The 22,490-nt window shown below is 51.3% G+C and carries 16 protein-coding genes and 1 pseudogene; 10 read left to right on the top strand and 7 right to left on the bottom strand.

The window, feature by feature from the left end:
* Positions 1-164: 164 nt before the first annotated feature.
* Complete coding sequence (locus tag ACESMZ_RS04010; RefSeq protein WP_372972246.1) at positions 165-989, bottom strand: THxN family PEP-CTERM protein; 825 nt, start codon at positions 987-989, stop codon at positions 165-167.
* 513 nt (positions 990-1,502) lie between these two features.
* Between ACESMZ_RS04010 and ACESMZ_RS04005 the strand changes: the two genes are divergently transcribed.
* The 10 genes and pseudogenes from ACESMZ_RS04005 to ACESMZ_RS03960 all read left to right on the top strand — a co-directional run bounded on the left by ACESMZ_RS04005 (position 1,503) and on the right by ACESMZ_RS03960 (position 15,657).
* Positions 1,503-2,369, top strand: a complete 867-nt coding sequence (locus tag ACESMZ_RS04005; protein WP_372972245.1) for a choice-of-anchor L domain-containing protein — start codon at positions 1,503-1,505, stop codon at positions 2,367-2,369.
* A gap of 776 nt (positions 2,370-3,145) precedes the next feature.
* Positions 3,146-3,226: pseudogene (locus ACESMZ_RS04000) on the top strand (PEP-CTERM sorting domain-containing protein); the annotation flags it as partial.
* A 253-nt stretch (positions 3,227-3,479) separates the two neighbouring features.
* Entirely contained in the window at positions 3,480-4,907 is a 1,428-nt protein-coding gene (locus ACESMZ_RS03995) for an exosortase/archaeosortase family protein (protein WP_372972244.1), read from the top strand.
* A 1-nt stretch (position 4,908) separates the two neighbouring features.
* The gene (locus tag ACESMZ_RS03990; protein WP_372972243.1) at positions 4,909-6,366 is read left to right on the top strand and encodes an oligosaccharide flippase family protein; all 1,458 of its coding nucleotides are present in this window, start codon (positions 4,909-4,911) and stop codon (positions 6,364-6,366) included.
* A 176-nt stretch (positions 6,367-6,542) separates the two neighbouring features.
* Complete coding sequence (locus ACESMZ_RS03985) at positions 6,543-7,853, top strand: hypothetical protein (protein ID WP_372972242.1); 1,311 nt, start codon at positions 6,543-6,545, stop codon at positions 7,851-7,853.
* Positions 7,854-8,121: 268 nt separating this feature from the next.
* Complete coding sequence (locus tag ACESMZ_RS03980) at positions 8,122-8,745, top strand: acyltransferase (RefSeq protein WP_372972241.1); 624 nt, start codon at positions 8,122-8,124, stop codon at positions 8,743-8,745.
* A 2-nt stretch (positions 8,746-8,747) separates the two neighbouring features.
* Positions 8,748-10,097, top strand: coding sequence for a phenylacetate--CoA ligase family protein (locus ACESMZ_RS03975; protein ID WP_372972240.1), 1,350 nt, complete (start codon positions 8,748-8,750; stop codon positions 10,095-10,097).
* A gap of 102 nt (positions 10,098-10,199) precedes the next feature.
* On the top strand, positions 10,200-12,800 hold the full coding sequence (locus ACESMZ_RS03970) for a hypothetical protein (RefSeq protein WP_372972239.1): 2,601 nt from the start codon (positions 10,200-10,202) through the stop codon (positions 12,798-12,800).
* Positions 12,801-12,902: 102 nt separating this feature from the next.
* Positions 12,903-14,645 carry a hypothetical protein gene (locus ACESMZ_RS03965; RefSeq protein ID WP_372972238.1) on the top strand — a complete coding sequence of 581 codons (1,743 nt, stop codon included), beginning with the start codon at positions 12,903-12,905 and terminating at the stop codon, positions 14,643-14,645.
* Positions 14,629-15,657, top strand: coding sequence for a glycosyltransferase (locus tag ACESMZ_RS03960; protein ID WP_372972237.1), 1,029 nt, complete (start codon positions 14,629-14,631; stop codon positions 15,655-15,657). Before ACESMZ_RS03965 ends, ACESMZ_RS03960 begins: the two co-directional genes overlap by 17 nt.
* Before the next feature lie 137 nt (positions 15,658-15,794).
* On the opposite strand, the gene ACESMZ_RS03955 is transcribed toward ACESMZ_RS03960, so the two are convergent.
* The 6 genes from ACESMZ_RS03955 to ACESMZ_RS03930 all read right to left on the bottom strand — a co-directional run bounded on the left by ACESMZ_RS03955 (position 15,795) and on the right by ACESMZ_RS03930 (position 22,475).
* The gene (locus ACESMZ_RS03955; protein ID WP_372972236.1) at positions 15,795-16,889 is read right to left on the bottom strand and encodes a hypothetical protein; all 1,095 of its coding nucleotides are present in this window, start codon (positions 16,887-16,889) and stop codon (positions 15,795-15,797) included.
* Between the two features lie 171 nt (positions 16,890-17,060).
* On the bottom strand, positions 17,061-17,903 hold the full coding sequence (locus ACESMZ_RS03950) for a sulfotransferase family protein (RefSeq protein ID WP_372972235.1): 843 nt from the start codon (positions 17,901-17,903) through the stop codon (positions 17,061-17,063).
* 93 nt (positions 17,904-17,996) lie between these two features.
* The gene (locus ACESMZ_RS03945) at positions 17,997-18,692 is read right to left on the bottom strand and encodes a hypothetical protein (protein WP_372972234.1); all 696 of its coding nucleotides are present in this window, start codon (positions 18,690-18,692) and stop codon (positions 17,997-17,999) included.
* 19 nt (positions 18,693-18,711) lie between these two features.
* Entirely contained in the window at positions 18,712-19,851 is a 1,140-nt protein-coding gene (locus ACESMZ_RS03940) for a glycosyltransferase family 4 protein (RefSeq protein ID WP_372972233.1), read from the bottom strand.
* A complete protein-coding gene (locus tag ACESMZ_RS03935) occupies positions 19,851-20,891 on the bottom strand; it encodes a sulfotransferase (RefSeq protein ID WP_372972232.1) in 1,041 nt (346 codons plus the stop codon). Before ACESMZ_RS03935 ends, ACESMZ_RS03940 begins: the two co-directional genes overlap by 1 nt.
* A 129-nt stretch (positions 20,892-21,020) precedes the next feature.
* Positions 21,021-22,475 carry an oligosaccharide flippase family protein gene (locus tag ACESMZ_RS03930; protein ID WP_372972231.1) on the bottom strand — a complete coding sequence of 485 codons (1,455 nt, stop codon included), beginning with the start codon at positions 22,473-22,475 and terminating at the stop codon, positions 21,021-21,023.
* Positions 22,476-22,490: the final 15 nt, after the last annotated feature.

The following is a 22,490-nucleotide window of genomic DNA, read 5'->3' as shown; positions in this document are numbered from 1 at the left end:
CGGGCCCACAGGGGACTTGCACCCCCAAGTCATCCGGCCAGCACCACCTGGACCGGAACAGCGCCGTCAAGGCGCTACGCGCCATGCCTGGCGCACTACTGAAAAGCCCCCGGCGTCTCATCGGGGGCCTTTCAGGCGTTACAAAGATCGCGACAAGTAAAACGTCATGCCTTTGCGGCTTTCTTTCTGCGCGCCAGGCCAAGCCCTGCGAGACCCATGCCCAGAAGAGCCAGGGTACCCGGCTCCGGGACCTGTGTAGCAACAATACTGAACGTGGTCTGGAAGCTATTGACCGCTTCCTCCTCGGTTATCAGACCGACACAGGGCGACACTGTACCTGCTTCCGTACAGGCTTCTGGACTCAGGGTCTGCAGGCCCTCCAACTGAAGGAAAACGGTGTAGGCATAGTCCGCAATCGTAAACGACGGAGACTCGAACACGAAGCCCCCCTCCCCATCAGGCATGCCACCTATCGCCAGGAGGTTGCCAAGGGTGAAAATATCGTCACAGACGGAACCCGATTCGGGAATACAGTTTCCAGCGCTATTGCCGGTTTCAATAAAGAAACTCTCGAATGTAATAGGCGCCAGTGCTTGCGGAGCGCCGGCAGCCGGAAGAAACGGGGTCAGCGTCAACTGCGAAGTCAGATCGAACGTGGCAAGGGCAGTACCCTGCGAGGGCAGAATATTGTTGGTGTGGGTGAAAACCCCTCCGTTTACCGCTGCTCCATTTGTCACAAGGCCACTGCCCGCAACGACGTCAGTGATCGAGATTGAAGACTGTGGACCAGTACCAACGCCCCAGGACAGGGTGCTGTTACCGTTGCTCGGTGTGATCGTGCCGGTTCCGCCAGTGTCAGTCCAATCGGTAAACTCACTCTGGGCGGAGTACCCCCACTCAGTGATGAGAGCCGCGCTGGCAGATTGCACCCCCAACGCAAAGGGCACGACAAGAGAGGAGAGAAGCGTTTTCTTGAAAATAGTATTCATCGGTAATTCCTCCATGATTGTGAACGCCGGCAGCCAGACTTCCAAGCGAGCACGCCAACGCTTCTTGCTGCATGCATAACGAATACCACCTACAGAAACTCCCTAACTGTCAAAAAGTTAAATAAGATCCAAGTTTCCAGCTTGCGATATGCTGTAAACTTATTCGACACTAGATAACACTCCATATATCTATAACAACGTCATGTTCGAATAAGCCTGCCTTCAGTACCGAGATTATGTGTACGAATAACATGCCTCTTTTTGAGCGCTATTCACTTAAGGCATAAAGTGTCAATCACTGAGCCTCCCGGCGAGCGTAAGCCCCAGTTCGCATTATTCACATCATGTGATTTGTCGACTAGCTTTACACATAACAACACGCCCTATAGCAGCTTATTGAAATATCGTTATTTTTTTTCAGGCCCGAAACTTGCTTGGCAAGAATGCAGGTAGCCGGATCGTCAAGACGGTCCATAGCTGCCCACAGGACTACAAATCAAAAAGGAGCATTCTATGAAAAAGCTAAACAAGCTTATTGCAGGCACCACCCTGGCACTGACATGCCAGGCCGCATCGGCACTGGTGATCGACTCGACGTCAAGCGATGGCAGTGTGCTGGCAGGCGCTATCCTTGGATCGGGAATCACCATCTCGAACGTAAACTACTATGGGGGCAGTAACCAGTCAGGCTTGTTTTCTGACGGCACCAGCACCATTGGCATTAATAATGGCCTGATCATGACGTCAGGAAGCGCCCTGGAGGCTCCGGGACCCAATAATTCGGATGGCACCACGGGTAATATCGGTACAGGCGGTGGCCTGGGCGATAGTGACCTGAACGCACTGATCCCCCAGTCAACCTATCACGCGGCTGTATTGGAATTTGATTTTATATCCGACACAGACAGTCTTTTCTTTAACTACGTGTTCGCGTCGGAAGAGTACAACGAGTATGTAAACTCGAGCTACAACGACGTATTCGCCTTTTTTGTCGATGGCGTCAACATCGCACTGGCGCCAGACGGGCAGCCGGTCAGCATCAATAATGTTAACTGTGGAGGCTCGGGAACGGGCACCGGTCCAAACTGTTCGGTTTATAACAACAACGACCCATCTAACGGTGGGCCCTTCTATAACATCGAGTACGACGGATTCACCGACAAACTGCTCGCCTCAATTTCCGGGCTTGTAAGCGGTACTACCTACAGTATGAAAATTGCCATTGCCGATGCCGGGGACACCATCCTCGACTCTGCCATTTTCATCGAAGGTGGCAGCTTCTCCAGCGAAGATCCGACCTCCGTCCCTGAGCCCGGCACTCTCGCATTGCTCGGCCTTGGTCTGGTAGGCTTGGGCGCAGCCCGCCGTCGCAGGGCTTAATCTCCAAAGCCGTTCGAGCATACTAGAAACCGGAGGCCCCTCGGGCCTCCGGTTTCTAGTTATGACAGGCTCCGACATACGCCCAGCCATAGTCGTTGTGTCGACATATTATACACACCCTCAAACCTCCGCTCCGCCTCTGCCCGCCAGACCAGTTTAGATAATTGATATTAAATAACTATTCCTTGCATGGCTTAATTTTTGAATAGAAGGTCTAGTCAGTGGCGTAAGCAGCCCCTGTGTTAATAATCATTTTGCCGGACTGCACAACAAAGAAAGGAAAACATATGAGAGTGTTACATTTGATGTTAGGCGCAGCCTTACTCAGCATGACAGCCACCATGGCGCACGCTATACCCTTCATGTCCAGCCTCGATGATCAGTGCGTAGGCTGTGACCTTTCCAACCAAACCGTTGGCACCTATGTTGATCCAACCGGAACAGCCCTGGACGGTGCAGACTGGATACAGGATACCGCTAGCTGGTTTGTAAACGATGCAGGTTACCGAATCTGGGAAGAAGACCTGAACATGACTGGTACTGACGCCATCATCACGTCACTCTTTGTATCTTACGACGACACCCTGATGATCAAGAGTAAGGGCAAAACACTGTTCAATTCCGAAGATTACTCAATCAACGCACCATGGACGCAGGTTATTGATGTTATTGCACTTGTCGGCCAGCCCTTCCTGATTGCTGGCGATGGACGACTGAACTTTTGGGTAACAAATAGCGAAAACTTTGCGACAGGCGTGATCTGGAAAGGTGAAGCCAGTGTCCCCGAACCCGGCACACTGGCCCTTCTCGGAATGGGGCTTCTGGGTCTGGGCGCAGCACGGCGTCGTAAGGCCTGATTTCTGCCAGCAAAGCAGGCGTATAACTGAAACCGGGCCTCCCAGCCCGGTTTTTTTTCGGTCTGTCGAAGTTTTTTACAGCTGCAAAACAAACGATTTTTCCGAGTGGGCGACCTACCTGGGAAGCCGAAAGCGAACAAAACAGGCAGCACCAATCAGCATTTTCCGATAGAGTATGAAAGCCTCGGCGGTCACGCTACTTAGCCTACCCTGAGAAAAAGCACAACCACCCAGAAGCGCAGTTGGTCATGCAATGTTAAGGAAAACACTGGATCAGTTCCCTCTCGCACGCCCCTATCTTCTAGTAACCGCCATAGCCATTGCGCTGTTCTGGCCGACCTGGTTCCGGTTGGTCGGCGAATGGCTGAAATGGGAGCAGGTGCTTGCCCACGGGCTTCCCACGTTCGCCATCTTTATCGGGCTCCTGCTGATTCACCCGCCGCCCCCACTTGGAAACCGGGCGCGACGTAGCTTCTCAGTACCCGGCAGCCTGTCATTGCTCGCAACAGTTGTCGCCTGGGCATTGCTGGAACTGGTACGCATCGACACCCTTACCTACCTGATGTTGCCTGCGGGTCTGCTCGCTCTGGCCTGGGCGCTTCTGGGGGCAAAGGCGATGCTGCGCTTTCTGCCCTATGTATTGTTATTCGGATTGTCCCTGCCGGTATGGTCGGACCTGGTGCCGTACCTTGTTGTTCTGGCGACGGCAGTGGTTACCAAGCTGGTCGCTGGCATGGGCATCACTGCACTCATCGAAGGCGCCAACATAACCTTGCCCTACGGTCGCCTGGTGATCGCTGATGGTTGCTCCGGCATCCGCTACTTTGCCATCTCCCTCCTGTTGGCAATGATGATGTCCATACTCAATGACTTTCGCTGGAGGGGCTGGTTTGCTGCACTCGCGGTTGGCGCCAGCGTTGCTTTGGTGGTGAACTGGGTGCGTATAACGGCCCTCGTGGTTATCGCCTACCAAAGCGATATGGAAAGTAGCCTGGTAGCAGACCACGAGACCTTCGGGTGGGCTATCTACGCGGCTTTTGTCATTCCGATTATGTGGTTGGCACCTGTCCTACGCCGCGAGGGGACGCCGGACGGCGCCCCTCCCCATTTGCTCAAAATGGGTTTCGTTGCGGTTGTTGCGGCGTTCCTGGTCGGGCCACTGGGTGTCAGCCTGGCGCATTCACGGGCCTCAGGCAGCCCAGCCTGGGCCCTGGCTGTACCCGGTTTCGTAAAGACAGCCCCGGAGGCTTTGCCACTGAAGATAACCTTACCGGACACGTTGAGCCAGGAAGTGTGGAGTGCAGGACAGACCACCTGGATTTCCCTGGCCCAAACCCGCAACACCGAACGAGGGGGAAAATTGGTCCCCTACCTGCCGCCACGAGTACCCGGCAACTGGTTCCGCACCGACCAGGATTCAGGTTACGGAAGTAACGTTCGCATTTACCAACACCTGACTGAGCGCCGTCAGGTCGTTACCGCCGAGCTATTCCAGGTAGGCACCTACACCACGACAAGCTACACCAAAGCCAAGCTCCTGCAGATACCCGCGACACTGTCCGGTGAGAACCGGTTTGCGCTCATTTCAGTGCAGGGTATTTGTGCACCACGGAGCTGCGACAGCGCTGTCGAGCGGGTGAGGACAGCACTGGACAACCTGACCCTGGACGCAGCCCGCTGAAATGTCGGCCAGCCTGAAGGTACTCAAAAGTGCTGGCCTGCTTTTCGGCATTCAGATTGTTCAGCGGGGGCTGGGCATCATCAGCACCCTCATCCTTGCCCGGCTGCTAGCGCCGGAGCACTTCGGCATCGTTGCGCTTGTCACCATTGCTTTACAGTTCTTCGAATTGCTGGTGGAAACCGGCAATAGGCAATACATCGTTCAGAAAGAAAGCCTCGATGACGAAGATCTTGATACCGCCTGGAGCATGGATATCCTGATCAAGTCCTCCCTGGCGGTACTGGTTATTGCGAGTTCGCCCGCCCTGGCCCGATGGTTCGATGAGCCTGCCCTGACCGCGGCCCTGGCGGTTGCCGCCTTAGCCCTGCCGATACGTGCACTGAGAACACCAGGCATGATGCGCCTGGCACGGGAGATCAACTACCGCCCCCTGTTCCGGCTCACGCTCTGGCAGAAGGGGCTGTCATTCATGACAGTAATCACCATTGCGTTCATCGACCCCAGCCACTGGGCCATCATCGCCGGCAATCTCGTCTCGGCGGCGGTACTCGCTGTGGGCTCCTACCGGGTGGACCATCACCGTCCCCGATGGACACTCAGCCGTTTTCGGCAGCAATGGGGGTTTTCTCAATGGCTCCTTTTGCGGGGGATTGTTGGTTTTACCCGCTCTCAGGTAGACAACCTGCTGGTGTCACGTTTTTTCGGCACGACCGCGCTCGGCGGCTACAACCTGGTAAGAGAGGTAAGCCTGCTGCCAGCATTGTCCGCTATTATTCCCATGAGCGAACCCCTGCTGGCCGCCATCGCCCAAAGCCGCGAATCCCGCACGAACCTTGCGTACCGGGTCAGTTTCAGCCTGGCCTTGATGATTACTGTGCTGACGCCCATCACCGTATTCATCATGCTCTATTCAAAGCTCATAGTGCGGGTGCTATTGGGCACCCAGTGGACAGAATTCGCGCCCCTGTTGCAGCCTTTCGGACTGTTCTTCTTTACCTTCTGTCTGTTCTCGCTGATCAGCGACGCCGTTATTGCGCAGGGCAAGGTCAAGGGACTGTTCTGGTTCGATCTGACCTCTACGACGATAATACTGGCCACCTTGTATTGGTTCGCTACAGACAGCCTTAACACAATGGCCTGGGCGAGGGGCTGGCTCGCAGTGGCGACGACTGCGGCACTGTTAGTCATCCTCCAGAGACAGACACGGTTTAGCGCCGGACACCTTCTGCTGCTCTGCCTTCCTGCTGCCCTGGGCTCGAGTGCGAGTGCCCTGGTGACCATTAGCCTGGACATGTCATGGGAACTGCCGTTAGCGGAGTTCATGGTGCGCGGTACGGTTTTTGTCCTGATGGCTGCGGTGTCAACGATAGTTCTTGCGATGCTGTTGCTCCGCCAAACACCGGAATGGCAACAGCTGATGTCTCTTATCCGCCCGATGATCGAAAGATACCGACACTAATAAACCCGTAGCAATAAAAGTCCTGTCGAAATAAATTACACCAAATAAATAACCAACAGCTATAACAGCAACCAAATCAGAAAAAAACATTACAAGTGCCCGGTGGAGAATCCCGGGACCCGCCACGATACTTGGCGTGAAGGATCAAACATAAATTACGTCATGCAGGCGGCCTAATGGATATCAGAAGCCTCACAGTCATTTTAACGATATCGATATCGATTAGCGGGTGTCAGACCTGGCAGCCTGGCGAAATGCCGCCCCCTGCCGCCCTGCCCTTGTCCAGCGAAACAGGCGTGGTCGAAGCACGGTACTGGAACAATGTAGGCGGCAGTGGTGTCAGCCGACTGACCAGCCTTGCGACCTACCCCGATGATCCCGACGAGAGAATCAGGCTTAATGAACTAAGAAGCCCGCAGAACCGAGGCGACAATTATGGCTCCCTGGTACGGGGGTTCATAATTCCGCCCACCGACGGGTCATACCGGTTTTATGCAACCGGCGACGAGGAGACGCAGTTCCTGCTCAGCACCAACGAGCGACCAGAGAACTTGAATATGATCGCCCTCGTGCCGGAGGCCGCACGCCCCGACGATTACGATCGGTACCGGTCTCAATCATCCGGAACGATTGATCTGGCAGGAGGCAACCGCTATTACTTTGAGATTCGCCATAAGGAAGGTACTGGCAGCGACCATTTCAACGTCGCATGGGAAGGCCCTGACTTCCAACGCCGGGTGATTGGCGGCGAAGCCATCGCTTCGCTAGGGGAATCACGAGGCGGAATAGTGGCAGGAGACGACGCAGAGGCCGCCTATGGGCTGGGTTACCGGGTCGGCTTCTTCGATGCAACACAAGGGGGTGGCTTCAGTCCAGCCTACCCACCCCTGGACCGCGACCAGGATGGAATCTACGACAATTGGGAAACGTCTCACGGACTGAGTCCTGCTGATCCATCCGATGCAACCTCTGACACTGACCAGGACCTTCTCAGCGCCGTTGATGAATTCTGGATTGGATCTGACCCAAACAATCCAGACAGCGATGGTGACGGCATACCGGATGGGGCGGAGTTTGCCTACAGGCTGGACCCGCTTAACCCCGAGGATGCACGCAGCGACCGGGATGGTGACGGTATCAGTAACCTTGAGGAATATCGCAGGGGTATGGAAGTAGATGAAACCTTGCCCTCGGGTCCCACTGCGGAGGCTCCGCCGAGAGCCGTAAACAGCGTCACCATCTCATGGACTGCCCCGCTGACGAGAACAGATGGTAGCTCAATGTCCCTTGGCGAGATTGACCATTACGAAATCTTCTACGGTCAGAGGCAGGACAATATGAACCTGAGCACCAGCGCCCCGGGTGATGCCACCAGCACTGAGATCAGTGGGCTCGAGGATGGAACCTGGTTTTTCTCGATCCGGGTGATTGACACGAGTGGAGCGGAGAGCACCCTTTCCGAGCCGGTCAGGCACACGATAGAGTGATTCGGTTCTTCCTGATGGAGTTCGCAATCTACCCTCTGGATAAGATCTCAAATACTCGCAACAACCACCTCGGATGTGACATTATGTAACTCCCGAGCAGAGTATTTTCGTCAGTACATAGGGAATTGGAAGTAACTGGCATGCTGAGAACCGACGCGACCCTGATCAGTGCGTGCGCAAGTGCGCCACGTATACCAAGTGGCTGTAACCCTTTGCACTTGGCTGTGCAATCACCAAACCTGTCTTCAGACACAAGACTTGGCCGGCCATGACAGCCAGGACACTAGCCAAGCGAGTGGCCAAGGCTGGCTTTCTCCTGCTGGCGTTGCCGCTATACCTGCTCTTTCGGCTGGTAAGCATGCTCGGCAAAAGCGACAGCTGCTTTGCTTCTTTCTCTCAGGGGCTGAGCCTTGTTCCTGGCAAGGCAGGCGTTTACCTCAGGGCAAGCTTTTATCACCTGTCCTGCCCCGACACTTCCGATGACATTTCCATCGGGTTTCTTACGATACTGTCCCACCGGAATACGAGTATCGCTCAAGGCGTCTATATCGGTCCGCAATGCAATATCGGAATGTGTGCGATCGGTAAAAACACACTGATCGGTAGTGGCGTACATATTCTGAGCGGCAGCAGGCAGCACCAGTTTAATGACCTTGATGTTCCCATTCAGGAGCAGGGCGGAACCTTCGAAAAAATTGAGATCGGTGCCGATTCATGGATTGGTAACCAGGCGGTGATAATGGCACCAACTCCTGCCAAGACCATAATTGCATCAGGGTCGGTTGTTACCCGGATTTACGGCGTTGGCGATATTGTCGCCGGCAATCCTGCGCGGGTCATCCGAAACCGGTACGATGCCCATCCTGCCGACAAAGCCGCAGGAGCCAATTGACCATGTCTGCGAAGGAGCTCGTCTACAACGCCTCCCCTGTATGGCTGCAGAACCTGCTAGTTACGGCGTACGGTCAGCATCTATACCGGAAACGCTATTCGGGAATCTATAAAGACGCTCTCCGATTGGCGAGGGAGTCAAGGGATTGGACGCCGGATCAAACCCTGGCCCATCAGGCCGAGCGTCTGCACGAGATGGTAAAACACTGTCGCGAGACCGTCCCCTACTATCAGCGACTCTTTGCCAGTCACGGCTTACACGAAAATGATTTCACCAGTGTCGAGGATCTCACCAAGCTACCCATACTGACCAAAGCCACCCTGAAAGCGCAACCGGAGAGCTTTCGGTCAAGCAAGGGCGAGAGATTCATGCTACAGCACACCAGCGGCAGCACGGGTTCGCCCCTTGAACTGGACGTTAACGAATATACCTACAAGCTTGCTATGGCGCTGGTGGTCGAACACGAAGAAGTCCACGGGGTCCCGTTTGGCGCTCCCCGGGCAACTTTTGCTGGCAGGATGGTCCAGCCTCCTTCCCGACTCAGGCCGCCCTACTCAAGGATTAACCGGGCTGAAAACCAACGGCTATTCTCCAGCTATCACCTGAACTCCACAACATTTCCGGACTATGCCAGGGAGCTGGACCGTTTCCGCCCAGCCGAACTCATCGGCTATCCGTCTGCCATCGCAGACCTGGCCAACTATTACCTCATGACCAACACGAGGCCCGGCTTCACGCCCGCAGCCATCATAACGAACTCGGAAACCTTGCCGGATTGGCAACGGGACAAGATTGAGAGTGTCTTCGGTTGCCCGGTATTCGACTACTATGGCACTGCGGAGTATGTATTGTTTGCCGGCCAGGAAGCAGATAAACGTTATCGACTGAACCCTGTCATCGGTATCGCAGAAGTCCTCCCTGAACCGACAGACCACCGTCTGCTGGCCACCACCCTGACAAACGACGCAATGCCGTTACTACGGTATGAAGTTGGCGACACGGCGGAGCCGCTGGAATACCTCACGTCAACGGTCGTCCAGTCGCTGGCAAGGGTTAATGGTCGAGTCGATGACTATATTGAATTGCCCGACGGTCGCAGAGTCGGGCGTCTGGACCATGTATTCAAAGGAATCAGCGAATTGGCAGAAGCCCAGATAGTGCAGGATGCAACGGATCACTGCTCGATCTACATCGTCACTAACGATGCTGACTCAAAGGTCGCGGAAGCCAGGATAAAAGAGAACTTTCACCAAAGAGTTGGCGAGGAACTCTCCGTTTCCATTGAACGAGTCTCAAGGATTCCACGTGGCAAAAATGGAAAGTTCAAGAATGTTCTCCGGACTTTCCGTTGACCGGGTCTGTTCTGATGCTCGGAAAAGACATGACTTGATGCAAGAACCTTCATCGTTCGCAATGACATCGTTAAGCACTAACAACAGGCAGTAGGTAGCACAATGGAAGCGATCAGTATTCGCCTCAGGGAAGAACAGGGGATCCGGCGTGAAGGAGAAGCGTTTCAGCTCGGTATACCGCTGAAGCAGGGGGATCTCTCGCCCGATGCAGAGGTTATCCTGGTGGATACCGCGAGCTGTGAAGAAATCATCTGCCAAAGTAGTCCGACGGCGAGCTGGCCAGACGGTAGCGTCCGTTGGCTCAAGTTACAGTTTCTTGGCGATCTTGAGCCCGGAGCGGAACAAACGCTTGAACTCCGCTCAAGGGAAACACCGACTTCGCCGGCCTCTTTACTGACCTACACGAGAGATCACAAAGGCCTGGCTATTGATACTGGCGCCACCAGGTTCAGTCTGACAGCAAACTCGCCGACCTGGGTGCATACCGAGAACAGCATTTCTACGAGTCACCGGCTCACCTTGACCAGTAAAGAAGGAAGGCGCTGCCAGACGGTTACCGATGCCGACTGGGAGATCGTAGAACACGGCTCTGTCAGTCTGACCTGCCAACAGACGGGATGGTTTCTCGACGGCGACATTCGCCTGGCCCGATTCCACTGCCGTCTCACGTTCTACCACAACAGCAAAACGATCGAAGTTCAGACCTGTCTCCATAATCCGAAACGGGCCCTTCACCCCGGCGGGTTGTGGGACCTCGGCGACCCTGGTTCCGTACATTTCAAGTCAATGGACATACGTGCTGAACTTTCCGACATCCAGCAGGTAAGAATAATCCCTGAACCAGGAATGCCTGCAGTCGAGCTGGATAGCAAACACGGCACGCTCTACCAGGATTCGAGCGGGGGCGAACACTGGGACAGTCTTAACCACGTCAACGCAAAAGGCGAGGTCACCACCAGGTTCAGGGGGTATCGTCTTCGCATTGGTGACCATATCCAAATGTCTGGAAATCGAGCCAATCCGGTCATTAACGTCGCAACCCCCTTAACAACCGTTCAGGCTACCCTTCCTCATTTCTGGCAAAACTTCCCCAGTTCCATCGGCGTGCAAGACAACGGACTGATCGTTGGCCTGTTTCCGGGCGAAGCCGCTGAGGTATACGAACTGCAGGGCGGCGAGCGGAAAACCCAGACCGCCTATTTCCATTACGGCGACGCCCCGGGTGCCCTTGCGTGGACACTGTCGCCGGCCGTCCCGGTGCTGGATGCGCAGCAGTACGAGGAAAGCCAGGCATTCCAGTGGTTCGCTGCGAACGGGGCCCGCGGGCCACTGGAGGAACTTATTCAGCTGGGGCTGGACGGTCCCGGCAACTTCTTTGCCAAACGCGAAGTCATCGACGAGTATGGCTGGCGCAACTTCGGCGATATCTTTGCCGATCACGAGACGCTATATCAGGCTGAGGGGGAGTCACCCTATATCTCTCACTACAATAACCAATATGATGCGATCTATGGCTTCGCTCGTCAGTTTGCATTAACCGGTGACAAGCGATGGCACGAACTGATGGATGATCTTGCCGCTCATGTCCGGGATATCGACATCTACCATACCGATGAAGACCGGTCGGAGTACAACCACGGCCTCTTCTGGCATACGGACCATTACCTGCCAGCACATACCGCCACCCATCGCACCTTCTCCCGGTATAGCAACACCAGCTCGACGCCTGGACAAACTGGGGGCGGACCGGCAGAGCAGCACTGCTACACCACGGGACTCCTGTACCACTACTTTCTTACGGGCTGCGAGGCTTCACGCCAGGCCGTTCTCGACCTAGCAAACTGGATCGTGGTCCAGCGCGAAGGTGATCATTCTTTTCTGGGGCAACTGGAACTGGCTACAAGACGTGAACTTCCCAAATTAAAAGCAACGTTGCGGGGCCAAAGACCACCGGACCGGTACTACGCGTTAAACCGCGGAACGGGCAACTACCTCAATACGCTTCTCGATGCGTACTGGCTAACACTGGACCAAGAGTGGTTAGGGCAAGCTGAAAGCGTGATCCAATCTACAATCCACCCGGCAGACGATCTTGATGAACGAAACCTGAGCGATACGGAAACCTCCTGGTCATACCTGGTGTTCTTGGCGAGCCTCGTCAGGTACCTGACCATAAAGCTGGCTATTGGCCAGTGCGATGACCAACTCAGATATGTTCATGCCTGTCTCAGGCTGTACCTTGACTGGATCCACACAAACGAGAAGCCCTTCCTTGATGAGCCGGCCAAACTTGAATTTCCCAATGATACGTGGGTCGCTCAAGATGTGAGAAAAGCCGCGCTTTTACTCCAGGGAGCGGCTCTGTTTCCCAACAGAACTGAAGAGTTCAAACAATCCGGGAAACAATGGCTGGATTACGTGACCTGTCACCTTTTGAAATCCCGCGAGCGAGAAATGGCGAGAATACAGGTAATACTGCTACAAAATGCCGGGCCGCACGCATACCTCGAAGGTCAGGCTCGAAGCGAATACGAACTCTTGGGAATCCCTGCGGATCTGACGGATAGTCATTTCGGAAAACAGCCACGCCTGAGTCCCTTCAGGTCCGCCTTAATTCTCTTTCGTCGGCTTGCCTTCGGACTTCGTAAATTCAGCTTCTTAAAGGAAAAGGCATGGTTGACGGCTCGCCTGGAGGGTCGTTAGCCAATGCAACTATACGGATGAAAGCCCAGTAGACTGAACGACCAACCGAACGTTTCCGACCATAACCGCCTCATAGTGACAGCCACAAAATCCGGGAAATGTATGCTACGACAAAACTCATTTCTGGTCACAATATCCAAACCAGCGAAGGCAACTCAGCCAGACAGTCCTTCTGTAACGCATGTTAAAGTCGACATGCAAAAACCGAACAGCCACTATATCGTCTACGAGAAATCTGATAATGCCGGGTTCCATATTTTTTTCGGCGAGAGAAAGGACGGGCGTCAACTGGACCCTTCTCGCCCGATCAACGGCACATCCATACAATACCGACCTGACAGAAAAGAAGTGGAGATTGTCGCCGACGAGGTGGGTGCTGAATACCTTTTTTACAAAGAAGACCAAAACTCAATTCTTTTGTCTAACCGTCTTGACAATCTTGTTAAAGTTAACGACAGGCCAAATTGGAGCGCCATCCAATGCTTTCTATCCTTCGGTTACACATTGAAAAGCGATACGTTCTTTAATGATATAAAAAAAACGCTTCCATACGAAAAAATCTCAATCGATACTTATAATCTTAAGCTGACAAAGTTACTGTATTCGCCAAAACCGACAGAAAATACCCACACAAACGAACCCGAAGCCGTTAGGTTATTCTCGAAACGTCTTTCCGAAATACTGAACGACTATGAGCCGATGGTTTTAATGATGTCTGCTGGCTGGGATTCAAGAACGCTTCTTGCCCCCAGGAATTCGCCTGTGACAGCAGCCTATACTCACGGCGACCTATCGAGCCGGGAAACCACAATCGCGAAAAAACTCACTGGACGCGTTCGAAAGGATCACCTTTTCAGAGACGTCCAGAACCTTAAAATTGACAACGAATTGCTCAACGAGATAATCGAAATGAATGGCCACTGCCTATGGCCAATATGGCATGTATCCAGTCGGATAGCCGCCAGCACATACGCGCTGCCGATTACAAGTGGCGTTATTGGAGCGAGAATCGGTGGCCATAATGGATTCCCCAGTATGGGGAGCCGTAGCCAGAAGATCATTAATTCTTTACATCTGATCAACCCAAAACTGATAACCAGGGAAAAAATAATCCGCGATCTGGAGGGCATCCTGAAGGCTCCTGAGAGATTCTGGTTCACCAGTCAAGGAGGCCATCAACTTTTCCAGGAAACGAGGCCGAAGTGCAACGAAGAGCTTCAGGAAACGTTAAAAGAATACCTTGGCTCGTATGGGGACTTTTCATTTGCAATTGAAAAGTTTAACTACGATCATGTTAGTCGACAGTATATGATGAAACAACCGTCCATGGCTCGAGGAGCACTTGGATATTACTCACCACTCAGTCATCCTGACTTACTCGATTTGGCCTATTCAATGCCATTTAAATCCCGACTCCATAATACACTCAGTAAAAAAATAATAAAAACACTTAATCCTGATCTGCTACAATTTCCAATGGCTGCGACGCTTACCAAAGCAAAACGGCCGATATGGCTGCAGGAATTATCCAGAATAGTGCGGATCGTAATCGAACGAGCAGCCATTGCTTTAAACCGAAACCGACCCAAACTGGGTTGGTTTAACTATGAGCACCTTTACCACAGCAACGTTCTTAATGAGATTGTGGACTCACTGCACTCCAAACTTTGGTCCCAGGAACAGATGAAATACGTAATCTCCCGAAATCCTGAAAATGGTGTTGATGCTGGATCAACTCTAGACATGCTGTGCAAAATCAAAACCGTGGATTATTATCTGAATCTATCCAGCTATGATTCGACTATCTCTTCCAAATCGGACCAAAGATATGCACACCCGGAATAGAGACATACACAAAGGCAAAGCCGATCAAGCATCGAATCGAATCTGGATTTCTTGGGAAAACCAAAGGCGTACAGTTATATTGAGCAAGGAGTTCAACGCCAAATTGTTTATACTTGAATCAAAAAAAAGCACGGTCTTCCGATATCTGGAACTGAGCTTCAAGACTATTTCTCTTCTCCTTAAAGAAAAACCTAGGTATGTTTTTGCGCAGAACCCGTCGATTATATTGGCAGCGCTAGTCTGTACGCTTAAAAAGCCCTTGGAATTCACCTCAATTATTGACCGGCACACCAACTTTAAGATTGAACACAAAGATTCTTGGAATCCCAAATGGATCGCATTTCGCTGCCTTAGTAATTATAGCTTAAAAAGATCTGACTACACCATTGTGACCAATAAGTATCTTAAGTTATTAATTAGGAATTATTCCAGGCAAACAATCGTATTGCCAGATAGAATACCAACTCTGACGACGGATGGTTCTACTGAACACGAATCCACTGCCAACATATATCGTGCCTTTTTTATTTGCACCTTCGCCGACGACGAACCCTATCGTGAGGTGTTTGAAGCGTTTAGAGATTTCCCCGATATTCACTTGGAAGTAACAGGGAACTATAGAAAGGGCCTAACGAATCCGGAAATAGAGGCACTACCAGATAATATTAAACTTCTTGGATTCGTCAGCAATCAAAGTTATATCAATCACCTTTATGAGTGTGACTTTACGATAGTTTTGACGAACCAGGAATTCACTCTGAACTGCGGTGCCTATGAATCTCTGGCAGCAAAAAAACCAATGCTCCTGTCTAACACGAAAGCCATCCGTTCTTACTTTACCTTTGGTGCGAATTACATCCAAGACAATTCTGTCGAAAACATACGAGAAGAAATAAGTTCATTAATCAATGAATTACAGAAGCAGAGGGACGATATAATGAAAAACCTCCCTAAAATGAAGTCTGAATGGTTAAATGCCTTTAGTGTAGCGAACAAGCGGATCGAAAAATAAAGCGTAACTTATCCAATTCTGACTCGTCACTTTTCAAAAGCAATCACAGGACACTTATCGTTTAATTATTATGATGCAAATAAACGAAAATCGTCCTGCTACTTCAATGCCTATTATTTATCGACTTCCGTCAATTATTATCGAACATCAAGGTCAGATGGTGGATTAGGCTTTACCTCAGCACTTTCGGTACTCGGCTTACCATTCCATACTTTCAGGTCTGTTACCGCATACCACTGCTCATGTTGGGCCTCATCCGGATATGGATAGTTGTGAGTATTACCACCTATACTAATCCAGTTGAAGCCAACTCCCTGGCCTTCTCCCTCTCTTCGAAAAGGGATATCGGTGCGTTTTTTCTCGAGCACATCGTTGATCCACACCTCCTCCACACCGTCACCTGCGCCCGGAGCGGAATCCATTTTGATACGGATATTCACCTTCACCCAATCGCCGGTCTGAAAAACTTCAGCAAACGAAAGGGAGTCCTTATTACCCTGATATATTGATGTTTCTTCCTCATACTCTTTCAAAAAATAGTGCTCGTCCACGCCAATTAATTCCTGTGGCGTAAACCCCCGGATAAAAGGTGTGAGACGAGCAATGCTAGAGTCGGGTTTTGTCCAAGACTTGAGGTCGAGCATGTAGACTGGCGCTTTGGCTCTACCGCCAACTCCGAAAAAGTCGTACCGAGTCTCTTCTTTATAATTCTCAGGCACATACCGAGCACGAAATAGCTTGGTTATCGTTTGCCCACTTCCGTTTTCGACATCCATCCAAACCCAATCTTGTTGAAACTTGATATAAAACTCTACCCATAATTCATCGTAAACTCCCGGCAGGTCTTTGCCTAGCTGAGCGTCGGCCCCCCATCCCCCGGGTGTGCCATACGATTCGTCATAAACAACGAAAGACTTCCCGCCGGCCTGTCGAGACTGTGAACCATCTATGCTTGCGACAGGTTTGCTGCCGGGAACAGGCGCTTTGCCGGAAGAACCGTTTGGATGCCACCATTCAGAAGTGTAGTAACTGTCGAAATTTCCGGGGATGTTTGCGGCGGCGCTCGGATCCAAGGTATCGCCAGGATAGCGTAGTCGCTGAGCGACTTCTTCGTTGGACCAGTCGGGAGTATTGTTAAAGTCAGCGTCGAAAACAAGCTCACTTGCGTTAGAAGGTCCGGAGCCTGCCAAAAGCAGCATCGTAATGGATGTAACTTTCCAACCTTTCATCATGCACCTCATTGCGACACATTTTTCGATAATAATGAATTAATTGCTATACACATCGAACAACGAGTTTAGGGTATCTTCAGAGTAACAACAATCATGGAATAGAAACTTTTTGAAACGCAATGTTTCTATTGATTTTCAAGGGTAAATCGACCAAATCTGTGATCCAGTTAACTACCGACGTAGCCAGCCTGAGGTGTCGATACCAAATTTTTTCGAAAGCTCCGCCGTATCATCCTTATAAAAGTCTAATAATATCTGGTAGTCGGAGTCGGTCAGTGAAGGCTTACTTTGTTTTTCGGAGCCAATTTCTGAAAGCTTGAAAAATTGGTTTTTAACGATGAAAGGAGCACGCGTCTGCTCTACATAGCGACGATAGAACTTGAGAATACGAACACCTGTATTTGATGGCCTGCGGTGGCCAGAACTAGCGTTATATACCTTCTGTATATTACTCACAGGAAAGTCTTCATCGACGCCAAGAAATCCAAAAATATCTCTTACGATGTTCTTCGACGACTTATGAAGTTCATCGAAGGAGAGCACCAGAATTTGTTCACGAGCAAAAAACTTCAAAAATTGCTCCAGCTGATAATTGTACCTTCCCTGCCACCCGATAGTTTCATGCTCAATATTGCGAACCATCTCTGAAAAAGATCTTCTCTCAACGCCCCGATGCACCTCGTTCCTGTAATGCGACATCAGACGACTTATAGGGTCGCGCACAATATAAAGAAGCTTTACATCGGCCCTATAATCTGAGATTCGCTCCGCTGCCTTTTCAAGAAACGGACTCACAGTGTAGCTCGTTGAAGCTTCGCCTATGGCCTTCGCATTTTTTGCTCTATTAAAATGCCGTTCATACCAACCAAAGCCTTTTTTCCATATCCTTGGATTGGAGAAAAAATTAATTTCCTTAACAGGTGAAAAATAGATTTCTGGGTGCTGATCCAAGTAAAGATAAAGACTTGTGGTGCCAGATCTAGCGGCACCTATAATGATAAAATTAGGCTTCACTGTGAGTCCTCTTTTATTCAAATCATGTCACACGACCACTCAAAAGCAAAAACAGAACCTCCCATCCAAGGAATCCCGATTCACTTTATTTTATCAACCTCCCAGAAAGTCATAGCCATTGTGTGATATCTCTTTTTCGAACGCCTTCTCAATTATCAAACGTTGATCGTAATTAAAAAATTCCTGGTAAGGGGCAACATCTGTGCGATAGTTCGATTTCGCAGTCTCTTTTAATTTACCCGAATAGGGAACGGATAATTTCTCAAAAACCTCACCAAGTCCCTCGTTTAACGATTCGAAAGGAACGATACGATCAACTAAAATTTTGTCATCGAGGTCGGTATATAAAGGCCAGTTATGACATAACTTTTCATTACTTAAATAGTCCGAAAAGGTCATCGCCTCGTCTTTACGCTTTCTCACCATATTGAAATGAGATATCGACTTATCCCAGGGATTTCTTTCAACACAAAACTTGTAGTATCCATTCCAGATTTCATGTGGGACACGATGCCTTAATACCCGCGCCGGGATGTGATTATAAAACCGTCTTTGGGAAAGAAACTCCTTAATAGTTCTTTTGTATCCACGGTGGTCTTGACTGGTGATTTCCCTCATCGGATTCCATACCCCTTTGTAATTCCTCGGCATGTGCCCCTTTTCCTCAGGTTCAACAGGAGTTACCACATCATTTTCATCGCAAATTTTTGACAGAAAGACCTCGATGCTTGTTCCGGCGGTCTTTACAGTCTTAATAAAAATGAATTTATACTTATGGGAAATGATCACTTTGCACTCCATGCCTTTATCATTGAAATATCGTCAATGCGCGACTGGTCAGGGCCGACCAGGAAAAGTTCTCTTGCATGTGGGCTCGCCCTTTTATACCCATATTAACTAAGAGCTCTGGCTCTGACAAAAGCCAACGCAATTTAGCAACAATATGTTCCGGTGCAGTGCAGTCGCAAACAACACCAGTCTCACCCTCAACCATGGTTTCTGAGGTACCGCCGGAGTCGCCGGCCAACACGGAACGCCCGCACGCCTGTGCCTCCAGAAGTACCATCCCAAATCCTTCATCATCGTTGCCAACGCGTCGGTTGGGCAGAGCGAACAGTTCACAATGGCGATAACGGACAACCATTTCCCGATCGTCGATTTCACCCGCAAACTCAACATGCTCAGCAACGCCCAGGTTTATCGAAAGTGTCTCCAGATTACAGCGTTCATCTCCGTCGCCCACGATACAATAATGAATGTCAGGGAATATTTTGATCAACTCTGGCAGCGCACGAATCATCATGTCGTGCCCCTTTCGCTTCTGTAAACGGCCGACGGTCAAAATGACTCTCTTTCCAGTCCAATGAGGTGGTCTAAAGCTTGCCGGGTCGGGGCAGAATTTCTCTATATCCACCCCTGGTGTCATTACAGTAACCTTGTGATCCGGCATTCCCCACTTCTCAGTCAAGATCCGCTTGCTGTTTTGGCTGTTCGCAATAATATGCTCGGCATGATGCATCACTCGGCCAGTTAAGAACGCCAGTTCCCGGCTGGTCAGTGCCGTCTCAACATCCTCTCCATGTACGTAACAGGTGTAGGGAATTCGATGGGTAAGTTTGAGCAGTAACGATGCTAAGCCCTCCGGCAGTACCCGTCCACAATGCACCTGCCCGATTCCTTCCTGGTTAACGAGCTTTACCAAAGCCCTCCACGTCCTAAAGTAAAACCTGAGTCCGGAACGGGATCGTAAGCCCCACTCTCGACTTGCCAAGCCCGCCCGAAAAACAGGATGAGGAAAGATCTTATCTACGGGACCTGCCTGAGGATGTTGTCCAACCAGGCAGGCTACATGCTGTTTGGGTAAACGCCGGTAGATCTCCCAGAACCAGCGTCCACTTCCGCCAGTCTTGGGGGGAAAGATCTCGCTCACCAGAAGGATTTTTCGCATCAGCTAGCCACTCCCTGCAGAAACTCCCATACTACATCGTCACACTCCCGTTCGATGTCAACAAACCAGTTTTCGCTGGCATAGCTTTGCCAACGGGGCTCCGCCGGCTCCACGAAAGCAACATCAGATTCCTGTACCAGACCAACATCGGTTCCGATTGCCGCCAGTATGTCTTTCATGGTCATCGACGGGGCTTTTGTCAGCGCCTCCATGCCGACACTGATACTCGAATAGTGCACGCCAAAACAGTAGGAGAGCTTCCAAATCAGGTAGAAAAGGTAATAGCGATGGTGCTGTTCATAGTCCGCTAGAAACGGGAACTGCCTTACCAGGTCACGGAACCAGGTTCGCAGATAAAAATGATCGGTAAATCCTTCGCTGGAGGGGGCCGAGGCCGGATAGCCCTTCGGGTTACGTAATGTCGAACACCATTGATCCCGGGGGTTGCGGTAAACATGGATAATGGGAGCGTCGGGGTAATTGGCACGCAACCATGGCAGCCGAAAGTCCATTCGGTTGAATTGGAGAACGGCCCGCCCCTCAGCACCTGATGCCAGCCTGTCGATGAATCGCTTCATGCCGTGGTCAAAACTGGTCTCTCCCATGTACAAGCGATATCTGATCCAGTCTTCGTTGTAGAGACAGGCAAGCCCGTCCATTCCCTGATATTCAGACCAGTACTCACTTACGCCTCGATGCGTATCATCGGTGTGTTCACCCCGATGAGAGGGGTCAAACCAGCGGCGTTCGTTGAAAGGTTCGTAGTAGGCTACATGGTCGGGCAGATTGCGAAACAGATTCCAGAGCAGGGTTGAACCGCTGCGGAACCGGCCGGTAATAAACACCGGTGCCGAAAGCGCTTTCTCGTGAAGGATTACCGACGAATCGATACCATAGGGGGAATGATGGTAGAGCCCCAATCTGCGAATGACGTCGTAGTCGTGGGCCTGGCTATTGGTATGAAGTCGAATTTCATCCGATTGCTCCAGGCGTCGTAAAAGCCTCGCAAGGTGGCGCCTGAGATTTCCTTTCAGAGACATGACTTTCCTTTTCAATGATAGCGAAGTTATTATCTCTTCCCTGTTATGTAAAGTACCCAAAAGTTTTCGAATACTAGACTATTATCAACAGGATAACTAAAAATCCAACATAACACTGCCGACGCCTCGTCACCTTTTTCCCCGACCCAGCTTACGATCGAGACCAAGCATCTTCAGGATTTCAGTCAGCAGCGGGTGTCGGAAAACTGCTAGTGAAGTCAGCCAGACGAGAGGCAGGCAAAACGCTATCACTCCGACCGGTTTCCAGGCGTTGCTGGCCTCAAAGTCCACGTAACGGGAAATCAGCGCCGTTGCCAAGGCACAGATCAAGGTGATCAATAAGTTCGGCAGCAGCGCTCGGTAAAACGCCCGGACCTTGAGACCAAGCCTTCTTGACAGTAACCAGGACACGAGGCCGATTTCCAAAACACCCAAAACCAGAAACACGTTAGCGACCGCCTGTAAGCCGTATGGGAAAGCCGCAAGGATGAGCAAAAAGATGGTGCCGAACAGTAGTGTTTCTTTCGCTGCCATCACGCCCTCGTTGTTGGTGGCTACCAGAAGGTTGTTAGCGAAATGGTGAGTTGCTCTGAGCATAAGCCAGACGGCCAACACAGAAGTCAAGGGTGCTGCAGCATCCCACTGGTCACCAAAAAATAAACGGATAACCGGAAGACTTGCCACGGACGCAACAGCAAGCACTGGCCAGACCAACGCGCAAATCAATACCGTTGCGCGGGTGTAGGGCTTCGTCAGGTTTTCACCCGCCCGTCTGGCTTCCGAAAGGTATGGCAATACAACTGGCGAAACCCCCATCTGCAGCGAGCCTGACAAGAAATCGACAAACCCGAGGCCACGGGAGAACATGGCTACCTGTGAGGTGGTTCCGAGCTTGCCGATTACCATATCGGGCAATACTTTCACGGAGTTTTTGAAGAGATTGGCGACGGAGTTAAACATACCGAAGCGGGCGATTTCCCCAAGACGAGCAAAAACCGGACGCCAGTAATTCGGAAATTCTCTCAGGAAGACAATCAAGGCAAACTGTACAACGGCGCGTGTCAGTTGGCCCAGTGCCAGAGAGTAATAACTGAAGCCGGCCAGAATAAACAGAATGGTTGCCAATAAACTGATCAGAGCGCTTATAACCTGAGCTTTCAGGACAGACTTGAACTTGAACTCTCTCGCCAGTAAAGCCATCGTGATGCTCATGAAAGGCGCAAGAAAGAAAGGAATGGCTAATATTGCGAATATTAGGCCGAGTGGTTGAAGATCATAGTAATTTGCAGCAACGGGCCCCAGCAGGAGCACGGTCAACCCCAAGCCCCAGGCGATGAGAACGGTCAGCCCCAACGCACGACGAATGACCTCGTCCGTAATCTCCTTTTCTCGAACCAGGTAGGCCCCCGCTCCCATGAGCTTAAATTCACCCAGTATCATCACCACAGCACTGGCAATAGCGTAAGTCCCGATTTCATCCGGCGTCAGCAGCCTGGCAACAATCATCGTGGATGCCAGGGCAATCAGACGCTTTCCATACTGCGCCATGGACGAGAATACAACCGCTCGCCGTACCTTAGACATAAGCTGCTGCGCCTT

It is taken from the genome of Marinobacter sp. (genome assembly GCF_041690615.1).
Classification (GTDB): domain Bacteria; phylum Pseudomonadota; class Gammaproteobacteria; order Pseudomonadales; family Oleiphilaceae; genus Marinobacter.
The sequence above is the reverse complement of the archived record's forward strand: the minus strand, read 5'-3'. Positions and strand labels throughout refer to the sequence as shown.